The sequence below is a fragment of the Methylophaga thalassica genome (genome assembly GCF_030159795.1).
Taxonomy (GTDB): Bacteria; Pseudomonadota; Gammaproteobacteria; order Nitrosococcales; family Methylophagaceae; genus Methylophaga; species Methylophaga thalassica.
Map to the genome: position 1 here is coordinate 80,654 of NZ_BSND01000004.1, position 20,075 is coordinate 100,728.

Below are 20,075 nucleotides of genomic sequence, written 5' to 3' on the forward strand. Positions count from 1 at the left end.
TAATTAAGAATTTTATTTTTGAGTCAAGCAAGGTAATCGCCATTTAGCTTGTCTCAATGGTGCAGGCACTATAAAATGCCTGCACATTGTTTGATGTATTAACCACCAAAGGAAATATTAGTTATGAGTGATATCGAAGCTCGCGTAAAAGAAATTGTTGTTGAACAATTAGGTGTCAACGCTGATGAAGTAACTGCGGATGCTTCATTTATCGACGACCTGGGCGCAGACTCTCTGGATACAGTAGAGTTGGTTATGGCTTTGGAAGAAGCTTTCGAATGTGAAATCCCAGACGAAGAAGCTGAGAAAATCACTACAGTTAAAGAAGCTGTTTCTTATATTAACGCACATCAGTCTTAATATAATCAAAAGCGCTTATGATAGCCGTCTAGTGTGTGAAAGCATGCTAGGCGGCTATGTCATGTATACCTGTAGGTTTGAGGGGAAAACCTGATGTCTAAAAGACGCGTTGTCATTACTGGCCTTGGTGCTGTTACTCCAGTTGGACTAACGGTAAAAGAAAGCTGGGAAAATATTGTTGCAGGTAAAAGTGGTGTTGCACCGCTGACCTTGTTTGATGTCTCAGAATTTAGTGTTCGCTTCGGTGCAAGTGTCAAAAACTTTGATGTCACAACCGTAATTCCAAAAAAAGATGCTAAAAAAATGGATACCTTTATCCATTATGGTATTGCCGCAGCTAAAGAAGCGATTGAAGATTCTGGTTTAGTGGTGACTGATGAGAATGCTGAACGAATTGGTGTAGCCATTGGTTCAGGTATCGGCGGTTTACCCGGCATTGAGTCTGGTTATGACAGTTATTTAAGTGGTGGACCTCGCAAGATTTCCCCATTTTTCGTACCGAGTAACATTATCAATATGATTTCAGGTAATTTATCGATCATGTACGGTATGAAAGGTCCTAATACAGCCATCGTGACAGCGTGTTCAACAGGAACACACTGCATTTCAGCGGCTGGTCGTATGATTCAATACGGTGATGCGGATGTCATGATTGCCGGTGGTGCTGAAATGGCTACATCTAAAACAGGGCTAGGTGGATTTGCTGCTGCACGCGCTTTATCTACACGCAATGATGACCCTGCTGCTGCTAGTCGTCCTTGGGATAAAGACCGTGACGGTTTTGTTCTTGGTGATGGTGCTGGCGTGATTGTGCTGGAAGAATATGAACATGCTGTAAAACGTGGTGCCACAATTTATGCAGAGTTAGTTGGCTCAGGCATGAGTAGTGATGCTTATCACATGACATCGCCTTCTGAAGGTGGTGAAGGTGCGGCTCGTTGTATGGTAAACGCGATGAAAGATGCCGGCATTAATGCGGATGAAGTCGACTATATTAATGCGCACGGAACATCAACACCAGCAGGCGATGCTGCTGAAACCCAAGCCATCAAAAAAGCGATGGGTGATGCTGCTAATAATGTTGCGATCAGCTCGACCAAATCAATGATTGGTCATTTGCTAGGTGCGGCAGGTGGTGTAGAAGCTGTGTTCAGTCTCTTATCTATCCGTGATCAGGTTGCACCGCCCACCATCAATCTCGATAATCAGGATGAAACATGTGATCTTGATTATGTACCCAATACGGCAAGACAAATGAAAATTGACGTGGCAATGTCAAATTCATTTGGATTTGGCGGCACCAACGGTACTGTCATATTTAAAAAGTTAAGTTAAGCTGAGTAAGCCGGTGATTCTGATAAATGGTCAACCTGAAACAATGCTATCAGTAGCAGACCGTGGCCTTCAGTATGGCGACGGTCTGTTCGAAACGATACCATTTCGACATGGTAGGCTTGAATACCTCAAAGAGCATACAGAGCGTTTGTTACGAGGTTGTAAACGCCTGCAGATAGACTTTAATGATATAGCAGCATTAGAGCGAGAGTTGCTTATTGTTTGCAATCAAATATCCGGTGATGGTGTGATTAAAATTATCATCACTCGAGGCTCTGGCGGACGAGGGTATAAACCACCTATAGACTCAACACCTCAACGCATCATCACTTTTCACCCTTTGCCAGATTATCCGCTCAATCGTCAATCAGGTATCACTGTCCAACTGTGTTCGACGCGTTTGGCAAAAAATCCATTACTAGCGGGAATAAAACATTTAAACCGTCTGGAGCAAGTGATTGCCAGAAATGAATGGGATTCAGCAGATATTGCTGAAGGATTAATGCTGAACTATGACGATGAACTTATTGAAGGAACAATGAGCAATGTATTCCTGGTCAGTGATGGCTGTTTATTCACTCCAAATCTGAATAGCTGTGGTATTGAAGGAGTCATGCGTGAGCGCATATTGGCACTAGCCTGTACTTTAGATATACCTCATGAGATAGTCACATTAACATTGGATGATCTCTATCAAGCGGATGAAGTGTTTGTCACGAATAGTCTTATCAGGGTATGGCCAGTGACTGCACTGCATGGCACGAATAAACAATGGCCCCATGGGGATATAACAAAAAGAATTCAAAAGGCATTGGATACTGCTGAAAGCTGACATGAAAAATAATTTGTTACTCAAAACACTACTTCCAGCGCTGATTGCCGCTGGCATATGTACCTATATTGTTATTCAATATAATCGCTTCATGACGACACCGTTGAATATCTCGGAACCCGTTCAGTTTATTGTTACACCAGGCAGTAATCTGAAACGAATCAGTGAGGAGTTGTATGAGCGTAATATCACCTCAATCTCTCCCATCTATCTGCAGTTATATGGACGGGCTAACGAGTCAGCAAGCAGAATCAAGGCAGGCGAATATCAACTTTTACCTGACGATACCTTACCGGATGTACTTAACAGGTTAGTGTCAGGCAAGGTCATTATGAACTCAATGACCATTGTAGAAGGTATGACAGCACAATCCCTGGTGGATATGGTCTCAGCTAACGTTAAAATAAAACATACCTTAGAAAATCCGGATGTGGCCGCTGTGATGGCAGCATTAGGACAAGCTGATCAAAACGGTGAAGGTTGGTTTTTGCCTGAAACGTATCATTTTCCAACAGATACAACAGATATTGAATTTTTAGCACGCGCTAACAAACAAATGCATGAGGTATTGGATAATGCATGGGAATATCGTGCAAAAGACTTACCCTATACATCACCATACGAAGCCTTAATCATGGCATCTATTATTGAAAAAGAAACGGCTGTAGCAGATGAGCGACCTGAAATTGCCGGAGTGTTTGTCCGTCGTTTACAAAAAGGGATGCGTTTGCAAACTGACCCAACGGTGATTTACGGTATCAGAAAAAATTTCGACGGTAATCTGCGTAAAAAAGATCTGACAACGGATACGCCTTATAACACATATACACGCAGTGGTTTACCGCCCACGCCTATTTGTTTACCGAGTAGGGAATCCATAAATGCCGCCCTCCATCCCGCAAGTGGAGATAGTTTGTATTTCGTGGCGACAGGGACAGATGGCAGACATATTTTTTCATCTAATCTGGCCGATCACAATAAAGCCGTAAGAAAGTATCAATTAAAAAAATGACAGGTAAATTTATTAGCGTTGAAGGTATTGAAGGTGCAGGGAAATCTACACAAATCCAGTTCATCAAAAGCTACCTTGAGAATTTCAATAAATCAGTTATCGTTACACGTGAGCCTGGTGGGACACCCTTAGGCGAAGAAATTCGTGAATTATTGTTGCGACCAAGAAAAGACGGCATGAGTGACGATACAGAATTATTACTCATGTTTGCTGCACGTGCTGAACATATCAAGCAGGTAATTTTACCTGCTCTGGCGGCTGGAAAGTGGGTTGTTTGTGACCGTTTTGTTGATGCGACTTTTGCTTATCAGGGAGGCGGGCGAGGTATTCATGAACAACGTATATCGTCTTTGTCTGATTGGACCTTGGATGGGCTAAAAACAGATTTAACCTTATTATTTGATTTACCTGTTCAGATTGGTCAGCAGCGGGTTAACCAACGTCTTTTAGAAAAAGACCGTTTTGAACAAGAAAAGACAGACTTTTTTGAGAAAATTCGTCAATGCTACTTGGATAGAGCGGTGAATGAACCAGAGCGAATTCAAATTATTGATGCCAGCCAGTCTATTGATAATATTCAGCAGCAAGTGTCTATATCATTAAACAAGCTACTTCAATCAGTATGACCATGTCACTCTATCCCTGGCATCAAACACCCTGGCAGCATATTGTTTCACTTTATCAGGCGAAACGTATTCCACATGCCATTCTTATTCATGGCATACACGGACTAGATAACGATTTACTTGCTAGTGAACTGACAAAAAGTCTTTTGTGTTTAAGCGTTACTGAAGACTTTGATAGCTGTGGTATCTGTCATAGCTGTCAGCTATATGCAGCAGAAAGTCATCCGGATCATAGCGTTGTTGCACCTGAAGAAGCAGGTAAACAAATTAAAGTAGATCAAATCCGTCAGTTGAAAGATGTTCAATCGTTGATGCCAAAAATTTCGTCGGCGAAAACTGTCATCATCAAAAATGCTGACCAGATGAATACAAATGCTTTTAACAGTCTGTTAAAGCTGCTTGAAGAGCCCCAAGAAAATACCACACTGATTCTGGTTGCTGCATCGATGCGAAAGTTACCCATCACGATTAAAAGTCGATGCCAGACAATTTCTGTGTCAACGCCTGATCGTAGTATCGCTATAGACTGGCTCAAACAACACAGTGACTTATCTGAACAAGATTTAACTACATTGCTTAACCTGGCACACGGAGCACCTTTGGCCGCGCTTACAATTGGTGAAGAAGGCATTGAACAGAGCAAGAGTGTATTTAGTGGCATGGCAGCATTAATGCGATGCAAGGCTAATCCAGTGCAACTCTCTGCTCAGTGGCAGTCTTTTGATCTGATGTCTGTATTACATCAGCTACAGGCAATGATACAAACCAAGCTAGTATCACTATTGGATAAACAAGAAATGCCTGAGCCTGCATTAATCAAGCATTACTGGGGGATTTCAGATTGCATCATCCATACAATGAAGTTACTATCTTCACAGAATAATCTAAATAAAACCTTACTGATGGAAGATTTGATGGTGTCGATTATGCAGCATGCTAGTCAGATTCAACAACATCAGCAATAAACAGGTAATACGATGGCTTCTAATCCAAGAAAAGGCATTTTGTCACTGAAAATTACCGATCAAAATATGCTTTACCATTCTTACATGCCCTATGTGAAAAATGGTGGGCTATTTATCCCGACAACAAAGAGTTATCAGTTGGGAGAAGAGGTGTTTATCCTGTTATCACTGATGGATGAAGGAGAAAAATTACCTGTTGCCGGCACGATTGTCTGGATTACTCCGCGGGGAGCCCAAGGAAACCAGGCTGCAGGTATTGGTGTGCATTTCAGTGATATTGATGGAAGTGCTTCTGTTGTCAGAGGCAAAATTGAGAATTATTTAGTAGATAAACTTAAGTCTGATAAAGCCACTTACACTATGTAATTGGATGTTATCCGATTCCTTTCCTTATTTAAGTTGTTATTGTTTTATGTATATTGATTCACATTGTCACCTTAACTTATTGGCAGATGAAGAGGGTGGCATTGATGCCATAGTCAGTGAAGCAGAGAGTCAAGGTATTGATCATATTCTGTGCATTGCCATAGACAAAAAAAGCTCCCTTGATGTTAAACATATTGCTGAAAATTTCCCTAATGTCAGTGCTAGTGTAGGCATTCACCCAAATGTTGAGGCTGATGAGCAATATAGCGTCGATGCTTTAATTGCTGAAGCCAATCACCCCAAAGTGATTGCCATTGGCGAGACGGGTTTAGATTACTTTAGAAGTGAAGGTGATCTGGAATGGCAACGCGATCGATTCAGAGTTCATATCGAAGCGGCGAAACAAATCCAAAAACCGTTAATCATTCATACACGTGAAGCGCGTGAAGATACGATGACGATTCTCGAAAATGAAAATGCTCGTGATGCCGGTGGCATCATCCATTGTTTCACTGAAAATTGGGAAACGGCTCAACGCGCTTTAGATATTGGTTTCTATATCTCTTTGTCGGGCATTGTAACGTTTAAAAGTGCAAAGGACCTGCAAGAAGTCGCCAAAAAATTACCTTTAGACAGAATTTTAATTGAAACAGATGCACCATATCTGGCACCTGTTCCTCATCGTGGCAAAACTAATAAACCTGTTTTTGTAAAACATGTCGCTGAGTTTCTCGCCGAACTGAGAGGTGATAGTGTTGAGAACATTGCGCAAGTAACAAGTCGTAATTTTAAGCAGCTTTTCCCTTCAGCAATAGCCACTGTTTAGGTGGGGGATGATGGAGTCGTCTTTAGGTAACTGTCGATAACCGCCAGTATTCCATTTATATCGTGCTGCAACTGTGTGAAAGTCTGTCTGATAGTCTCGTTATTCTCATGCTCAGCTGCACTTTCAATGATCACGCAATCTTCGACAACTCTGGGAGCGCCAATAGCGGATGCACTTCCTTTCAATTTATGAGCAAGGCCTTTAACAGCTTGATAGTCATCTTTTTCTATAGCGAGCGAAATATCGCTTAGAGTTTGCGTGTTACTTTGCTGGAACATGACTAACATTTTTTGCAGAAGTGCTTCATCCCCTAGTAGTCGTTTCAGACTTCCATCACGATCCCATACTGTATTAAACCGCTCTCTCTCCATTGTCATCCCTTTTATTTTGAGCTTGTTTAGATGATTTATTATGGTTAAAACAGATATCCTTTGATGATATTAATATACCATCTTAGGTTATTCAGCGTAGCCCGCATTACGATGCATTATTAACGGCGCTGCAAGAGTACTATATTGGATGAACTTGGCTGACATCTTAATTTATCACGGTATCTGATGCTGTCTGCAAGATTAAGTCGAGCATGACAGGTGAAGCACCTAGATGCCGAGTCAGTGTAATGTTGATGTCCGGATAAAGTGACTTCTGAGCAGAGATTATTTCAGGAATGTCTTTAGTCACATGAGTACCAGAATTCAGAAAATAGGGCACTACGATAATTTCTTTTGCACCGGATTTTATACAGCGCTCTATACCAGTTGGAATTAAGGTCTCCGCTAACTCAAGAAAGGCAGATTCTACGATATCAAAATCATGCTCTTCACGTGTTCTGATTTGCTTAGCAATATTTGTCACTTCATCATTTGATTGATGCCTGCGGCTGCCGTGAGCAATGATTAGTAATGCTTTCATTTTATTTCCTGATATTTAATTCGAACATATTATCAATAAGCGGGTTAAAAATTTCTGTGAAGAAATTAATTCGTTACTTAGAAGTCCTAGTACTCATGTTGTTCGTACAGAGAGGGTGTGATGAAACACTATATCAAGACATTATTATTGCTAGTTTTATATTCTGCAGCTGTTGTAGCTGAAGACGAGCCTGATAAACAATGCTTGCAGATTTCGAGTCTAACGGGGGATTATTTTGCACAACGTTTAGAGGGCAAAACTATGGGGGAGATGCAACAAGCAACACCACCAGAATTTATGCATACAGAGTTTTTCAGAATGATTGATTTGGCGATAAACCTCGCATTTACGTTTCCTGAGTCACAAACAGAAGAGCAGGTAGAACAAGCGGTTTATGATAATTGCTTACAGCATAAAGAGCATTAATAGTGCATTTCACTTGAACGATGCTTATGGCAGCGGGTGACAAGATTTCTGCCTAAGCGGAACTGACTACCTTCGTCACCACAGGTCATGCAGGATTTTGCAGAGCGCATTTGTGCCTGTTTAATAATGTCACTAATGTCTTTGGTGCCATTAATCACGTCACAAATGATTCTTCCCTGATGTTCTTCAATAAAAACGATTCTCGGTAAGAACATACGTTGACGATGTTTTTTGTTGATAGCTTGTGCTTCATCTTCAATAGCTGCACACATGGTGAAGACAAGATCAAACCAGCCTGACGGTATATTGATTTCATGCTGGCGACCCAGCGTGATTGGACAGCGCAATTTTAAGCGGGCTATTTGGGCTTTTTTCATAGCGTGGGTATCACAGTTATGTTACTTATCATCTCATCACTTAGACATACGCATCATGAAAAAAGATTCTGTCATTTTATAATTCAATAGCCAGAATACTGCCCGTGCATTACGTAGACACGGGCAGTTTATTTTTTAACCTATCCGACGATATTTGATACGTTCTGGTTGATGATCTTTACCAAAACGTTTTGCGTAGTCTTCCGCATATTCACTGTAGTTACCTTCAAAGAAGACGACAGATGAATCACCTTCATAGGCAATGATATGTGTGCAGATGCGATCCAGGAACCAGCGATCATGCGATATCACCACCGCAGAGCCAGGGAAGGCCAGAATGGCTTCTTCAAGTGCCCGTAAGGTTTCCACATCAAGATCGTTGGTCGGTTCGTCGAGTAATAACACATTGCCACCAGACTTGAGCAGTTTTGCCATATGCAATCGGTTACGTTCACCGCCCGATAAGTCTTTGACGAACTTCTGCTGATCCGAGCCTTTAAAGTTGAAACGACCACAATAAGCACGTGACGGGGTTTGGTAATTGCCGACAGTGATAATGTCAGCACCATCAGAAATTTCTTCAAATACTGTTTTTTTACCATCCAGCTCACGTGACTGATTCACATAAGCCAACTCAACAGTGCTGCCGATTTCTATCTCTCCAGAATCAGGCTGTTCTTCACCTGAAATCATACGGAATAAGGTCGACTTACCCGCACCATTAGGGCCGATAATACCGACGATAGCACCTGCAGGAATGGATAAGCTCAGGTCTTCAAATAACAATTTCTCGCCATACGACTTCGTGACATTTTTCAGTTCGATAACTTTATCGCCGAGACGTGGACCAGGTGGAATATAGATTTCCTGTGTTTCATTACGTTTTTGGAATTCACGCGAATTCATTTCTTCAAATGATTTCAAACGGGCTTTAGATTTAGTCTGACGACCTTTAGCACCTTGTTTGACCCACTCCAGCTCCGCTTTAATCGCTTTTTGATGGGAAGCTTCTTCTTTTGCTTCTTGCTGCAAACGCTGATCTTTCTGTTCAAGCCAGGAAGAATAGTTACCCTCGTAAGGAATGCCACGACCACGATCCAGTTCCAGAATCCAGCCAGCCGCATTATCAAGGAAGTAGCGATCATGGGTGATAGCAACAACAGTACCTGGATATTCTTGTAAGAAGCGTTCAATCCAAGCAATAGATTCTGCATCTAAATGGTTGGTAGGCTCATCAAGCAGGAGCATATCAGGATGATCGAGTAATAAACGGCACAATGCCACTCGGCGACGTTCACCACCAGATAAGACTGACACAGGCGTCTCCCATGCTGGAAGACGTAAGGCATCAGCGGCACGCTCTAGAGCATTTTCAAGATTATGACCGTCTTTTGTCTGAATCAGATTTTCAAGTTCTGCTTGTTTTTTGGCTAGCGCATCAAAGTCAGCATCTGGATCGGCATAAGCAGCATAAATAGCATCAAGTTCATCCAGTGCGCCTTTGACGTCAGAGACCGCTTCTTCAACGACCTCACGAACAGTTTTACTATCATCAAGCTCTGGTTCTTGAGGTAAGTAGCCGATATTCAGTTCCGGCATTGGTCGTGCTTCACCAATATAGTCTTGATCGATGCCAGCCATAATCCGGAGTAAACTTGATTTACCCGAGCCATTAAGACCAAGCACCCCAATTTTTGCACCAGGGAAAAAGGATAAAGAAATATCTTTCAGTATTTCTCGTTTTGGCGGAACAATTTTGCCCACCCGATTCATACTATATACGTACTGAGCCATGGTTAACTTTCCAAGAATTTGACGTGATAAGAAGCCGAAAATTCTACCTATTTCGGCCTTAAATTGCGAGAGGTGACGCCATTAGAAACGTTGATAAATCGACTCATATAGCGACTTTTCAAATTTCATTACTGGCCAACGAGACTGTTTTTCATCGGCAGGATGAAAATTGGTGACAATCTGTACAAACAATAAATCATGATTACTCTTTGTACGAATCTTTCCTGCCAGATTGTACGTGCCATACAGTGTGCCGGTTTTTGCTTGTATCTGACCTTTTAATGGTGGTTTATTAACACTGCTGCGAAACGCTAGCGTACCACTTTCACCCGATACCGGAAGGTCGTTTATTAAGCCTAACTCGGGATGTTTGAAAATATACGACACGACTTGTATCAATTGTTCTACGGACAGTCTGTTGTTTCTCGATAAACCTGAACCATCGACTAGCATTGCATGACTTAAATCGATATTCGCTTGTTGTTTGAGGATGTGTTGTAACGCGGCGATGCCATTTTCATAGCTGCCTGCCTGTTTATAAAACACATGACCTATGGTTTTTAAGATATTGTCAGCAATAAGATTATCGGAATGTTTAAGCATATCTCTGACCAGAGTGTCTAAAGACGCTGATTGATGTTCAGTAATCACGGTTCCGGTTTTATTGTCATCCCTGACTATCTTCCCCTTAAGTTGAATACCGGCTTTTTTTAATGCATCTTCAATATTGGCTTTTGCATAAGCAGTGGTATTTTGCAGGGCGAATTTTAATTTAATCGGCAGGTAGGATTCATGGATACAGCCACCAATCTGATAGTGATTTTTATTGTCAGCTAATAACTTCATCTGACAATAGTCATCGCTGGTCGGTTTGGTTTTGATGATTTGTAATGTGGAGGTATCGATATGAATCGGTTTTTTTGCTGACAATAAAACCGAGGGTTTGCTGGCACCTGGTTTGATGTATAAATTGCCAGTAGCACAGTTTTTATCCATAGAAATACTGCTTGAGGGGGCGCTGTAACAAACACCCAGATTGTCCCAGGGCAATCCGATAGCACGCTCATAATCATCAAATATCGATCCATTGATATAAATATTGCCTTTGATAACGGATTGGCTGGAGCGAAGTGATTGAAATAAGGCATCTAAATCATCAGAGCTGAAGTCAGGATCGCCACTAAACCGAACAATCACATCATCCTTATGACGTTCAAGACGTGTAACAAAACGAAAGTCATCTTTAAGGTACAGTTTTGCTGCTAATGCGGTCACTAATTTCTGCAAACTGGCGGGAGGCTGTAATTGATCAGCGCGTTGAGCTACCAGTGTTTTCCCTGTCTTCATATCAATTAGCTGAAAGGCAACATCGGTCGCTTTAGGTGTGTTTTTATTGGCTAAGCCATCAACCGTTAGCGTCGCTGCAGACAGGCTAAAGCTGCTGAACAACACAAGCAAGGCAGGTAATGTGACTAGACGTTTGAGCATGCAGATATCCTGATAGAGTGAATGACGCATTGTGAGCGCTGTCGGTGCAGATATTCAAGTGGGGAAGGGAATAAATAGTTTAGTATTTGAATCGATAACCAATCCCTTGCACGGTAATAATAAAACGGGGCTGCATAGGATCATCATTCAGTTTTTGGCGAAGATGACCCACCAGAATTCGCAGATAATGCGTTTCACTGACAAAGTGCTCTCCCCAAATAATTTTAAGTAATTGCTGATGCGTAAGAATCCGTCCAGGCGTTACTGTGAGCTGATACAACAGTTCAAACTCCTTACGAGACAAATGGATAGCTTCATTGTCTAACCAGACTTCATGGCTTTGAGTATCAATTGTTAAATTATCAAACTGTATTCTGGCTTGAGTGCTGGGTTGATTATCATTAATCCGAATCAGTGCGCGAACCCTTGCCATTAATTCACTGATACCAAAAGGTTTGGTAACGTAATCATTGGCACCCGCATCAAGTGCCCTGACTTTTTCATCTTCGCTGGCTCTGACTGATAAAACGATGATAGGGATTTGAGAACGCTTTCTCAGTTCTTTGATGACTTGTTGACCATCTCTGTCTGGCAAACCTAAGTCGAGAATGATGAGGTCAACAGGCTGCTTGCTTGCTAACTCAAGTCCTTCTGAAGCATTTGTTGCTATAACAACTGTGTGTGATTGTGCTTCCAGACTGATTCTGAGGAACTGTCTGATCTGGGCTTCATCTTCAATGATAAGAATAGTTTTGGCTGCGATGTTCATTATTCCGGGCCATAGACGACAGGATGTTTGGGCAGGGTGACATGCATGATTGTGCCACCAGATGGATTATCTAACACGTTAATATTACCGCCATGTGCGGCAATCATCCCTTTCGATATAGCCAAACCCAATCCTGTGCCTGTTTTGGTTTGGGAATCACCATGGGCTACGCTGTAAAACATATCAAAGATTTTTTCTTTTTCTTGATCGGCAATACCCGGACCGTTATCAGAAATATCGATTTCAATGCAGCTTGTTGTTAGTCTGGCTGCTAAATGGATTTGTCCCCCGATCGGCGTTACTCTCGCCGCATTATCGAGAATATTCACTAGTGCTTGTTCAATGAGCAGACCATGTACCCAGATGATAGGCATATTGTCCTGGATATCGATTTCAATATGTCGCTTATCCAATTCATCACGAAGCCGATATAAAGCACCTGCGGTGATGTCTTTAATATCGACCCAGTCACGTTTTAATGTGACTTTGCCCTGGCCAAATCGTGTCATATCTAATAAGTTCTGAATATGTCGATCCAGTCGTTGTGACTCATCCAGAATGGTGGTCAGCAGTTGCCGTTGATCCTGTTGAGACAGTTTTTCATGATATTCAAGTAAGCTTGAAGCTGAGCCAATGATGGAGGAAAGCGGAGTCCTAAGGTCATGTGAAACGGAAGACAATAGTGCAGAGCGTAATTGTTCTGTTTCAGATATCAGCCGGGTTTTTTCTAAATCTTCAGCCAGTAAAGTTCGCTCTAAGGCCAATGCCGCCAGATTGGAAAAGGTATGGAGGGCAGCAGATTGTGATTCAGATAATTGTTTGGTCACATAGATAAGTGCCAGTGTTTTATCGGCCGATCTTAAACTGAAAAACTGACCTTTTACCTGCTGCAAATACGTATTCTCATGCCGCCAGATGCTCTCGAGTATTGCATCATCGGGTACTGATAATGTCGATGGGGTGCAGATGAACTGTTGTTGATGTCTGTTAATAAAACAAAAAGGTGTGGATGTTGTTTGAACAAGGGCATGTTTCAACCTGCTCATCACCTCCTGACTTGTGGCGGCAGATGTCATTTTCTGACTAAAAGAAAAAAAACGATGCTGACGATCTAGTGCCTGTTTTGAGTCGGCAATTGCCAGACGCATTTTCGAGGCCAAATTTCCGGTAATCAAACTGACAGAGATAAATAAAAGTAAGGTCGCAAAATCATGGCGGTGAGTGATATCAAGTGTAAAAAATGGTTCGGTAAAAAAGAAGTTGAACACGGTAAAACTCAGTGCACTGGCAAAGATGGCCGGCCCCAATGCTGTTTTGGCAGAAATAAATACAATGCCAGCCATAAACAGCAGTAATAAGCTGGTATGAGGTAACCAGGGCGTCAACAACTCTGTGATAAGACTAATACCGATAACAGTTAATGTAGCAAGCCAATATCCTGTCAGCAGAGAAGTCGTTTTAGTTATATTGAACACGTTATCTATCGATTGTTTAGGTGATTTTTATATTATTTTTACAATGTGATTAATACTGCAAGGCATAATGCAGTTCAGAAGCGCTTAAGTAATGTTTATTTTTCATTGCTGTCGTTTCTTTTCACAGTTAGTCAGACAAATTGAGGATAGTTAATCTATGCATTGGCGAGCCATTCTAAGACTATTTGGTATCTTATTGATGTTCTATAGTCTGAACTTCGTGCCATCCATCATAGTATCGCTCTATTACCAGGATGGCGAACTGAATGTCTTCTTGCTATCCATGTTATCTGTCATCGCTATTGGACTGGTATTGTGGCTGCTGAACCAAAATCAGCGACAAGAGCTTTCGGTTCGGGATGGTTTTCTCGTGGTGACGCTGTTTTGGATTCTATTAGGATTGGTCGGTGCCTTACCGTTTCTTTTTGGTTTACATCTGGATTTGACCGATGCCGTATTTGAATCAATATCCGGTTTTACTACAACCGGGGCAACGGTTATTACTGGCCTGGATCAATTACCCCAGTCAATTTTGTATCACAGACAGCAAATACAATGGCTCGGTGGCATGGGGATTATTGTACTTGCGGTAGCGATTATGCCGTTACTCGGTGTCGGTGGCATGCAGCTTTATCGCGCGGAAACATCCGGGGTTGCAAAGGATGAAAAGCTCACCCCCAGAATTGCTGAAACAGCACGTTCTTTATGGATTATTTACCTGATTCTGACAAGCCTGTGTGGTGTTGCTTATTACTTAGCTGGGATGACTGTTTTTGATGCGGTTGGCCATGCTTTTACTACTGTAGCAACCGGTGGTTTCTCAACTCATGATGACAGCCTTGGTTTTTATAACAGCCCGCTTATTGAACTGATCGCGATTGTATTTATGTTGGCAGGTGGCGTTAACTTTGCTGTCCATTTCATTGTTTTCAGGAAAAAACTACTTTCCCCTTATGCCAAAGATCCTGAAGTCAGAACCTATGGTCTAGTGTTTTTATTTGCCAGCTTATTTGTTGCGGCCAGTCTTTACCTGTCAAATGCTTATGGCTCTGTTGCAGAGTCTCTGCGTTATGCGGCTTTTCAGGTTGCCTCGGTACTGACCAGTACTGGATTTGGCACCGCTACCTTTGCCAGCTGGCCATTGCATATTCCATTGATTATGGTGATTTTGTCATTTACCGGTGGCTGTGCTGGTTCGACAGCGGGTGGCGTAAAAGTGATGCGGGTGATGTTATTAGCCAAGCTGGGCTTAAGACAGTTATTTCATCTGGCCCACCCCCGAGCTGTTGTCGTTGTCAAACAAGGTGAAAGAGCCGTCTCAGAAGAGGTGTTGTATTCAGTCTGGGGTTTTTATGTGTTGTATATCGTCACTTCGCTGTTCCTGACCGTTGCGATGATGGCGGCAGGATTAGACCTGGAAAGTGCATTTGGGGCCGTGGTTGCCACCATTAATCTATTGGGACCGGGTCTGGGTGAGGTCGCCGTTAACTTTGTCAGTGTGAATGACGTGGTGAAGTGGCTCGGGGTCTTCGGAATGTTAGCAGGTCGATTGGAAATCTTTACCTTGCTGATTTTATTTATTCCCGCTTATTGGCGTCATTAAAAGCAGAGGAAAAACGATGAAAATTATTATTTTGGGTGCGGGCCAGGTTGGTAGCTCAACGGCTGAGAGTCTGGTGAATGAAGGTAATGATGTCACTGTCGTTGATACTGACAGTTACTTACTCGAACGTATTCAGGATCGCCTGGACATCCGTGCGGTTAATGGACATGCCTCATCTCCGGAAACATTAGTAACAGCAGGCATTGAAGATGCCGACATGTTAATCGCCGTCACGCAGAATGACGAAATTAATATGGTCGCTTGTCAGGTAGCCAGTGCTTTATTTAAAACCCCCAAAAAACTGGCACGAATTCGTGCGTCTGATTATGTTGAATATCCCGCCTTATTTTCACCTGAAGCCTTCGCTATTGACGTCATTATCAGTCCGGAACAATTAGTTACTGCTTATCTTCAACGCTTAATTGAACAACCGGAAGTATTACAGGTAGTGGAATTTTTTGATGGCAAGGCACAACTTGTTGCGGTAGAAGTCAGTGATGAAAGTCCGATGGCGGGCCAGCCCATCAGCAAGTTACTTGATATTTTGCCGGATATAAAAATGCGAGTTGCTGCTATTTTCAGAAATAACGACGTTATTCAGGCTACAGGCAAAGTGGCATTACAGCCCGGTGATGAGATTTTCTTTTTAGCACTGACTCATCATATTTCTAAACTGGTTAAAGTATTTCGTCATGCATACAAAACCTATGAACGTATCCTGATTGCCGGCGGCGGTAATATCGGTCGTCAACTTGCCAAACGAATTGAATCTAATCACAAAATAAAAATTGTTGAGTCTGACGCCAAGCGTGCACGCTTTATCGCTGAGGATTTAAAAAAGACCGTTGTTTTGCATGGTGATGCGGGCGATGCCAACTTATTAAAAGAAGAGAATATCAGCAAGATAGATGTATTCTGTGCCGTCACCAATGATGATGAAGTAAATATTCTTTCTGCCATGCTCGCCAAACGCATGGGAGCGCGGAAAGTCATTTCGATCATCGGCAAGGCAAGTCATGTCGAGCTGGTCAGAGGCACCAGTATCGATTTGGCTATTTCGCCGGCACAAATCACTATTGGCAGTCTGCTGACACACATTCGTAAAGGTGATGTGGTGACAGTTCACTCACTTAGACAAGGGGCCGCTGAAGCTATAGAAGTTATCGCTCATGGTGATTTTAATACATCAAAAGTAGTTGGCCGGCATATCGAGCAAATCAAACTGCCATCCAGTGCTTCTGTGGCAGCAATTTTGCGTGAAGGTGAAGTATTGTTCTCAGATAAGTCATTAGTGATTGCACCAGATGATCACTTGATCATATTTATATCTAACCAGCGCGATATCATGGCCGTTGAGAAGTTATTCCAGGTCGACTTTAATTATTTAATGTAGCCAGCCTGAATTTGTGCCAACTGTTTCACGTATTCTACGATCAAAGGAAAAATTCCTAGGTCTGTTATTCATTTTTTAACGGTAGAATTTTAATGTCTTTTAAAAAACAGTTGAGAGATGGCGCGGCGGTGAGCAGTTGCAATGTAAGGTTTATATTATGATGATTTACCGTCTTCTTAAACGCAGTCGTGTTATGACAGCACAATAAAATCACCGACTATAGAATTACTTTCAATAGCTTAAATCAAAATTTAAAAATTTCGATTTGAAATGCGTATGCATTATGCATATTTTTGCTTTTACGATTATTTGCAATTAATAAATAAATCTGTTTTTAATAGGTTTGAGTTGTAAGTCTCGATAAATAAGTCTCATCAATTATTAACCCTTATTAAGAAGAGGAAAAGGATGTCATTAAGCTCAGAGTCAGGTTCCTATATTTCAGCTAGAATCAGTGAATATAAAATGCCTCCCCTGAAAGATATGCTTGTTATGGGCAAAGATGCACCAATAGGTTGTATTGCAATGAAACGGGCTTTGGATCTGCTGGTAAAGACTCCTTACGAACATATCGAAGTAGATGATGATGTCATTGGTGATATCTTGATTCGCCAGTCCTTATTAAGGAGAATCAGCAAAGAGCAATTAATGGATTTTGTTCTGACTCATACAAAATCACTCCTAGGTTCAGACGAAGTACTTCATATCGAACTTAGTATTGATGTGCATTTATCAAGAATAAAATGAATACGCTATTTGCAAAGGATTGTCTAGAAACGGATTCGATTCAGTACGTACTGGATGAAGAACGACCAAGAAAGATTGATAAAAATACGATCTTCGCCGTTTTTAGTGAATCTCCTCATAGTGGCAAGTTTTGTGGTCTGGTGACACTTCAGGAAGTATCAAAACATCCTGACTGGATATTCGCTGATTTGTGTAACAGATCATCTAACATTTTTGTCACGCCTGAAACACCAATAGAACAAAGTCTGGCCATGTTAGATATCAATGGTCAGGATTTATTACCGGTTATTGAAGATGATCGTTTTACTGGCGTTATCACTCGTTCAGGAATATTTGAACGAATCGTCAATAGAAAACAGCATCTTCTCAAAGAATCTCATACTTCACTTGAACAGATTGAAGAAGAGCATCAACAGTTGCTTTCATGGTCAAACCGTCTGGAAGAACTTCATGATCGTTCTCGTGACTTATTAGCTTGTCTAGCGACCATTTCTGCTGAGCCAGAAGTGAAATTCCAAGGTATCAAAGCGCTAGCCAAAATTGTTCAATGCCATTCTGCATCGGTTCAGCTTATTGATAACAATTATTCAATTACTGACACAACAGGTATTGGCTTTACTGCGGAACAGTTATCCGTTTTTCATCAATGTTTGTCATTACACAAAAATATCCTGCCAAATAAACCACAACTACTGAATGAATTATGTGCCGAATGCCAAGAAGGGCAGCATAATCTCTCTTCAGTTTTACTTGTGCCTATTAGACGTGACACTCATACCTTTGGTTATATTCTGCTAAGCGAAAAGCTATCAGGTCAGCAATTTGATAAAAATGATGAATTATTTGCCTTAAGTTTTGCTCATACTTTGTCTCTAGCACTGGATAACGCACAAAAACTAGAGCAAGTTGAAAAGGCAAGACATGATTTAGATTATTTAGCTTATTTTGATGCGTTAACTGGCTTGCCGAATCGTTCATTATTAACAGATAGGCTCCAGCAAGCAGTTAAGCTCGCTGCACAGAAAAAACTCTCTCAAGCACTGTTATTTATTGATTTAGATGACTTTAAAAGGGTCAACGACTCATTAGGACACTTGGTAGGTGATGAGCTTTTATCAGCAGTGGCTAAACGATTACCTGAAAGTTTGAGTAAAAACGACACTTTAACGCGCTTTGCCGGTGATGAGTTTGTCGTGCTGATGACCTACATTAACGAGCCTGTTGACGCAGCGAATATTGCAGAAAATATTATCAGTAGTTTTCATGCGCCTTTCATTATTGATGAGCACGAAGTATATGTATCTATCAGTATCGGTATCGCCTTTTTTAACGATGGTATAGAGAGTGTCGATCAGGCGTTATCTGATGCGGATAACGCACTTCGTCATGCTAAAGCACTCGGTAAAAACCAATATCATTTCTTTAGCGATGATATGAATAGCTCTGTACAAAATCATTTTGAGTTAGAAAACCGTCTTCGTCGTGCCATTGTTGATAATGAACTAGAACTCTATTACCAACCCAAAATAGACATTGTCACCGGTGATACGGTGGGATTCGAAGCATTGCTTCGCTGGCATAGTGTTGAACATGGAGATATTTCTCCGTCAATATTTATTCCTATTGCTGAAAAAAGCGGTCTGATTGTCTCTATAGGAGAGTGGGTGATTGATAAAGCCTGCGAACAAGCCAAACAGTGGTTGGATTCAGGCTTTCCTGCACACATCTCAGTGAACTTATCTGCTAGACAGTTTTTACATACAGGGAAACCAAATAAGCTTTTTGAACTTATCGAAGCCTCTCTAGACCGTTATCAGTTACCGGCCGAATACCTTGAAGTCGAAATTACAGAAAACCTGATGATGCATCATCTAAATGAGAGTTTCGCCATATTAGAAAAACTCAAAAATATTGGTGTAAAAATATTCATTGATGATTTCGGTACCGGTTACTCATCACTCAGTTACATCAAAAAATTTCCTATCCATGCGTTAAAAATTGATAAATCGTTTATTGATGATCTCGTGAACGATGAGAATGATGCTGCCATTGTCACCGCAATTATTGCGATGGCAAAACAACTCAAATTAGAAGTCGTTGTAGAAGGTGTCGAAACCGAAGAACAGCTTGCCTTTTTTAAAGATAATGACTATGAAGTGGTGCTGCAAGGCTATTATTTCTGTGCACCTTTGCCTGCAAATGAAATTCGCTATATTTATGAATAAAGTGCCTGGCTGATAGACACACACCCGCCTCACAATCTTTTATACATCACCTCTTAATTCAACGTAACATGTTGCTTATTGTGCAACAGACGACGGGAGAGCTCATGATTGTCACATTTAAAACTACACCGTATGCCGATATCACCATGTTTGGCGATGTTGCGATTCATTTACTGAAACTTATGGGGCATAGCGGCACGGTTCCAGGGGCTATTGTCGCTGAGGATGTATCAGCTTATCTACAGCGTTTACAACAAGCCGTCAGCGAAGCTAAAGCGAGGGATGGGCAAGACGATGATAGTGATGATGAAGAGAACTCTCATATCCCCATTACAAAACGTGCTTTGCCGTTGATTGAGCTTCTACAGGCAGCAGTTAATGCCAACGCTGATGTGATGTGGGAATAAGTGTAAGCGTTAAACACGCTTTTTTGCGCAAGCACAACATTCAAATTCCATCAAAAAGGCCTGATTGTATGTAATTAAAAAAATAACAACCCATACAATAACTTATTTTGTATGTTTTTATTGCATACAAAGATAGT

General features: G+C 41.5%; 21 protein-coding genes. 14 read left to right on the top strand and 7 right to left on the bottom strand.

Going from position 1 to position 20,075, the window contains the following annotated elements:
- The first annotated feature begins 123 nt into the window (after positions 1 to 123).
- The 8 genes from acpP to QQL60_RS05330 all read left to right on the top strand — a co-directional run bounded on the left by acpP (position 124) and on the right by QQL60_RS05330 (position 6,322).
- Positions 124 to 360 (top strand): acyl carrier protein, encoded by a 237-nt coding sequence (gene acpP, locus QQL60_RS05295; RefSeq protein WP_007145140.1) that lies wholly within the window; start codon positions 124 to 126, stop codon positions 358 to 360.
- Positions 361 to 453: 93 nt separating this feature from the next.
- Entirely contained in the window at positions 454 to 1,695 is a 1,242-nt protein-coding gene (gene fabF / locus QQL60_RS05300) for a beta-ketoacyl-ACP synthase II (RefSeq protein WP_284722657.1), read from the top strand.
- A gap of 13 nt (positions 1,696 to 1,708) precedes the next feature.
- The gene (pabC, locus tag QQL60_RS05305) at positions 1,709 to 2,527 is read left to right on the top strand and encodes an aminodeoxychorismate lyase (protein ID WP_284722658.1); all 819 of its coding nucleotides are present in this window, start codon (positions 1,709 to 1,711) and stop codon (positions 2,525 to 2,527) included.
- A gap of 1 nt (position 2,528) precedes the next feature.
- A complete protein-coding gene (mltG, locus tag QQL60_RS05310; RefSeq protein WP_007145137.1) occupies positions 2,529 to 3,539 on the top strand; it encodes an endolytic transglycosylase MltG in 1,011 nt (336 codons plus the stop codon).
- Positions 3,536 to 4,165, top strand: coding sequence for a dTMP kinase (gene tmk / locus QQL60_RS05315; protein WP_273180334.1), 630 nt, complete (start codon positions 3,536 to 3,538; stop codon positions 4,163 to 4,165). The genes mltG and tmk overlap by 4 nt, the downstream gene beginning before the upstream one ends.
- A 2-nt stretch (positions 4,166 to 4,167) precedes the next feature.
- Positions 4,168 to 5,130: a DNA replication protein gene (locus QQL60_RS05320; RefSeq protein ID WP_139031894.1), complete on the top strand. Its 963-nt coding sequence runs from the start codon at positions 4,168 to 4,170 to the stop codon at positions 5,128 to 5,130.
- A 12-nt stretch (positions 5,131 to 5,142) separates the two neighbouring features.
- Entirely contained in the window at positions 5,143 to 5,496 is a 354-nt protein-coding gene (locus QQL60_RS05325; protein WP_007145134.1) for a PilZ domain-containing protein, read from the top strand.
- A gap of 46 nt (positions 5,497 to 5,542) precedes the next feature.
- On the top strand, positions 5,543 to 6,322 hold the full coding sequence (locus QQL60_RS05330) for a TatD family hydrolase (RefSeq protein ID WP_284722659.1): 780 nt from the start codon (positions 5,543 to 5,545) through the stop codon (positions 6,320 to 6,322).
- Here the strand turns inward: QQL60_RS05330 and QQL60_RS05335 are convergent.
- Both QQL60_RS05335 and QQL60_RS05340 read right to left on the bottom strand, forming a co-directional pair.
- Positions 6,319 to 6,693, bottom strand: coding sequence for an Hpt domain-containing protein (locus QQL60_RS05335; protein WP_007145132.1), 375 nt, complete (start codon positions 6,691 to 6,693; stop codon positions 6,319 to 6,321). The two genes, QQL60_RS05330 and QQL60_RS05335, sit on opposite strands and share 4 nt — an antisense overlap.
- A gap of 166 nt (positions 6,694 to 6,859) precedes the next feature.
- On the bottom strand, positions 6,860 to 7,234 hold the full coding sequence (locus QQL60_RS05340; protein WP_284722660.1) for a sirohydrochlorin chelatase: 375 nt from the start codon (positions 7,232 to 7,234) through the stop codon (positions 6,860 to 6,862).
- 120 nt (positions 7,235 to 7,354) lie between these two features.
- Here QQL60_RS05340 and QQL60_RS05345 point away from each other — a divergent pair, with 120 nt between their 5' ends.
- Positions 7,355 to 7,660, top strand: coding sequence for a hypothetical protein (locus QQL60_RS05345; protein WP_284722661.1), 306 nt, complete (start codon positions 7,355 to 7,357; stop codon positions 7,658 to 7,660).
- Here QQL60_RS05345 and QQL60_RS05350 read toward each other — a convergent pair.
- The 5 genes from QQL60_RS05350 to QQL60_RS05370 form a co-directional block, all read right to left on the bottom strand.
- A complete protein-coding gene (locus tag QQL60_RS05350) occupies positions 7,657 to 8,037 on the bottom strand; it encodes a hypothetical protein (RefSeq protein WP_284722662.1) in 381 nt (126 codons plus the stop codon). The genes QQL60_RS05345 and QQL60_RS05350 overlap by 4 nt on opposite strands.
- Before the next feature lie 135 nt (positions 8,038 to 8,172).
- Positions 8,173 to 9,831, bottom strand: a complete 1,659-nt coding sequence (gene ettA / locus QQL60_RS05355) for an energy-dependent translational throttle protein EttA (protein WP_284722663.1) — start codon at positions 9,829 to 9,831, stop codon at positions 8,173 to 8,175.
- Between the two features lie 81 nt (positions 9,832 to 9,912).
- Positions 9,913 to 11,319: a D-alanyl-D-alanine carboxypeptidase/D-alanyl-D-alanine endopeptidase gene (gene dacB / locus QQL60_RS05360; protein WP_284450809.1), complete on the bottom strand. Its 1,407-nt coding sequence runs from the start codon at positions 11,317 to 11,319 to the stop codon at positions 9,913 to 9,915.
- A 79-nt stretch (positions 11,320 to 11,398) separates the two neighbouring features.
- The gene (locus QQL60_RS05365; protein ID WP_273180346.1) at positions 11,399 to 12,088 is read right to left on the bottom strand and encodes a response regulator; all 690 of its coding nucleotides are present in this window, start codon (positions 12,086 to 12,088) and stop codon (positions 11,399 to 11,401) included.
- Positions 12,088 to 13,563: a sensor histidine kinase gene (locus tag QQL60_RS05370; protein ID WP_284722664.1), complete on the bottom strand. Its 1,476-nt coding sequence runs from the start codon at positions 13,561 to 13,563 to the stop codon at positions 12,088 to 12,090. The genes QQL60_RS05365 and QQL60_RS05370 overlap by 1 nt, the downstream gene beginning before the upstream one ends.
- A gap of 157 nt (positions 13,564 to 13,720) precedes the next feature.
- Here QQL60_RS05370 and QQL60_RS05375 point away from each other — a divergent pair, with 157 nt between their 5' ends.
- The 5 genes from QQL60_RS05375 to QQL60_RS05395 all read left to right on the top strand — a co-directional run bounded on the left by QQL60_RS05375 (position 13,721) and on the right by QQL60_RS05395 (position 19,938).
- Positions 13,721 to 15,166 (top strand): TrkH family potassium uptake protein, encoded by a 1,446-nt coding sequence (locus QQL60_RS05375; protein WP_284450811.1) that lies wholly within the window; start codon positions 13,721 to 13,723, stop codon positions 15,164 to 15,166.
- A gap of 16 nt (positions 15,167 to 15,182) precedes the next feature.
- A complete protein-coding gene (gene trkA, locus QQL60_RS05380) occupies positions 15,183 to 16,559 on the top strand; it encodes a Trk system potassium transporter TrkA (protein WP_284450812.1) in 1,377 nt (458 codons plus the stop codon).
- Between the two features lie 408 nt (positions 16,560 to 16,967).
- Entirely contained in the window at positions 16,968 to 17,306 is a 339-nt protein-coding gene (locus QQL60_RS05385; RefSeq protein WP_273180350.1) for a type 2 periplasmic-binding domain-containing protein, read from the top strand.
- Positions 17,303 to 19,531 carry an EAL domain-containing protein gene (locus tag QQL60_RS05390; RefSeq protein WP_284722665.1) on the top strand — a complete coding sequence of 743 codons (2,229 nt, stop codon included), beginning with the start codon at positions 17,303 to 17,305 and terminating at the stop codon, positions 19,529 to 19,531. The genes QQL60_RS05385 and QQL60_RS05390 overlap by 4 nt, the downstream gene beginning before the upstream one ends.
- 104 nt (positions 19,532 to 19,635) lie before the next feature.
- Entirely contained in the window at positions 19,636 to 19,938 is a 303-nt protein-coding gene (locus QQL60_RS05395; RefSeq protein ID WP_284722666.1) for a DUF1840 domain-containing protein, read from the top strand.
- Positions 19,939 to 20,075 lie beyond the last annotated feature (137 nt).

Excerpts from the sequence above, each read along its gene's own strand:
- QQL60_RS05335 (WP_007145132.1), bottom strand. The coding sequence starts at position 6,693 with ATGGAGAGAGAGCGGTTTAATACAGTATGGGATCGTGATGGAAGTCTG.
- QQL60_RS05340 (WP_284722660.1), bottom strand. The coding sequence starts at position 7,234 with ATGAAAGCATTACTAATCATTGCTCACGGCAGCCGCAGGCATCAATCA.
- QQL60_RS05320 (WP_139031894.1), top strand. The coding sequence starts at position 4,168 with ATGTCACTCTATCCCTGGCATCAAACACCCTGGCAGCATATTGTTTCA.
- QQL60_RS05345 (WP_284722661.1), top strand. The coding sequence starts at position 7,355 with ATGAAACACTATATCAAGACATTATTATTGCTAGTTTTATATTCTGCA.
- QQL60_RS05325 (WP_007145134.1), top strand. The coding sequence starts at position 5,143 with ATGGCTTCTAATCCAAGAAAAGGCATTTTGTCACTGAAAATTACCGAT.
- QQL60_RS05390 (WP_284722665.1), top strand. The coding sequence starts at position 17,303 with ATGAATACGCTATTTGCAAAGGATTGTCTAGAAACGGATTCGATTCAG.
- QQL60_RS05365 (WP_273180346.1), bottom strand. The coding sequence starts at position 12,088 with ATGAACATCGCAGCCAAAACTATTCTTATCATTGAAGATGAAGCCCAG.
- trkA (WP_284450812.1), top strand. The coding sequence starts at position 15,183 with ATGAAAATTATTATTTTGGGTGCGGGCCAGGTTGGTAGCTCAACGGCT.
- QQL60_RS05375 (WP_284450811.1), top strand. The coding sequence starts at position 13,721 with ATGCATTGGCGAGCCATTCTAAGACTATTTGGTATCTTATTGATGTTC.
- fabF (WP_284722657.1), top strand. The coding sequence starts at position 454 with ATGTCTAAAAGACGCGTTGTCATTACTGGCCTTGGTGCTGTTACTCCA.
- QQL60_RS05395 (WP_284722666.1), top strand. The coding sequence starts at position 19,636 with ATGATTGTCACATTTAAAACTACACCGTATGCCGATATCACCATGTTT.
- acpP (WP_007145140.1), top strand. The coding sequence starts at position 124 with ATGAGTGATATCGAAGCTCGCGTAAAAGAAATTGTTGTTGAACAATTA.
- dacB (WP_284450809.1), bottom strand. The coding sequence starts at position 11,319 with ATGCTCAAACGTCTAGTCACATTACCTGCCTTGCTTGTGTTGTTCAGC.
- mltG (WP_007145137.1), top strand. The coding sequence starts at position 2,529 with ATGAAAAATAATTTGTTACTCAAAACACTACTTCCAGCGCTGATTGCC.
- QQL60_RS05385 (WP_273180350.1), top strand. The coding sequence starts at position 16,968 with ATGTCATTAAGCTCAGAGTCAGGTTCCTATATTTCAGCTAGAATCAGT.
- tmk (WP_273180334.1), top strand. The coding sequence starts at position 3,536 with ATGACAGGTAAATTTATTAGCGTTGAAGGTATTGAAGGTGCAGGGAAA.
- QQL60_RS05330 (WP_284722659.1), top strand. The coding sequence starts at position 5,543 with ATGTATATTGATTCACATTGTCACCTTAACTTATTGGCAGATGAAGAG.
- ettA (WP_284722663.1), bottom strand. The coding sequence starts at position 9,831 with ATGGCTCAGTACGTATATAGTATGAATCGGGTGGGCAAAATTGTTCCG.
- QQL60_RS05350 (WP_284722662.1), bottom strand. The coding sequence starts at position 8,037 with ATGAAAAAAGCCCAAATAGCCCGCTTAAAATTGCGCTGTCCAATCACG.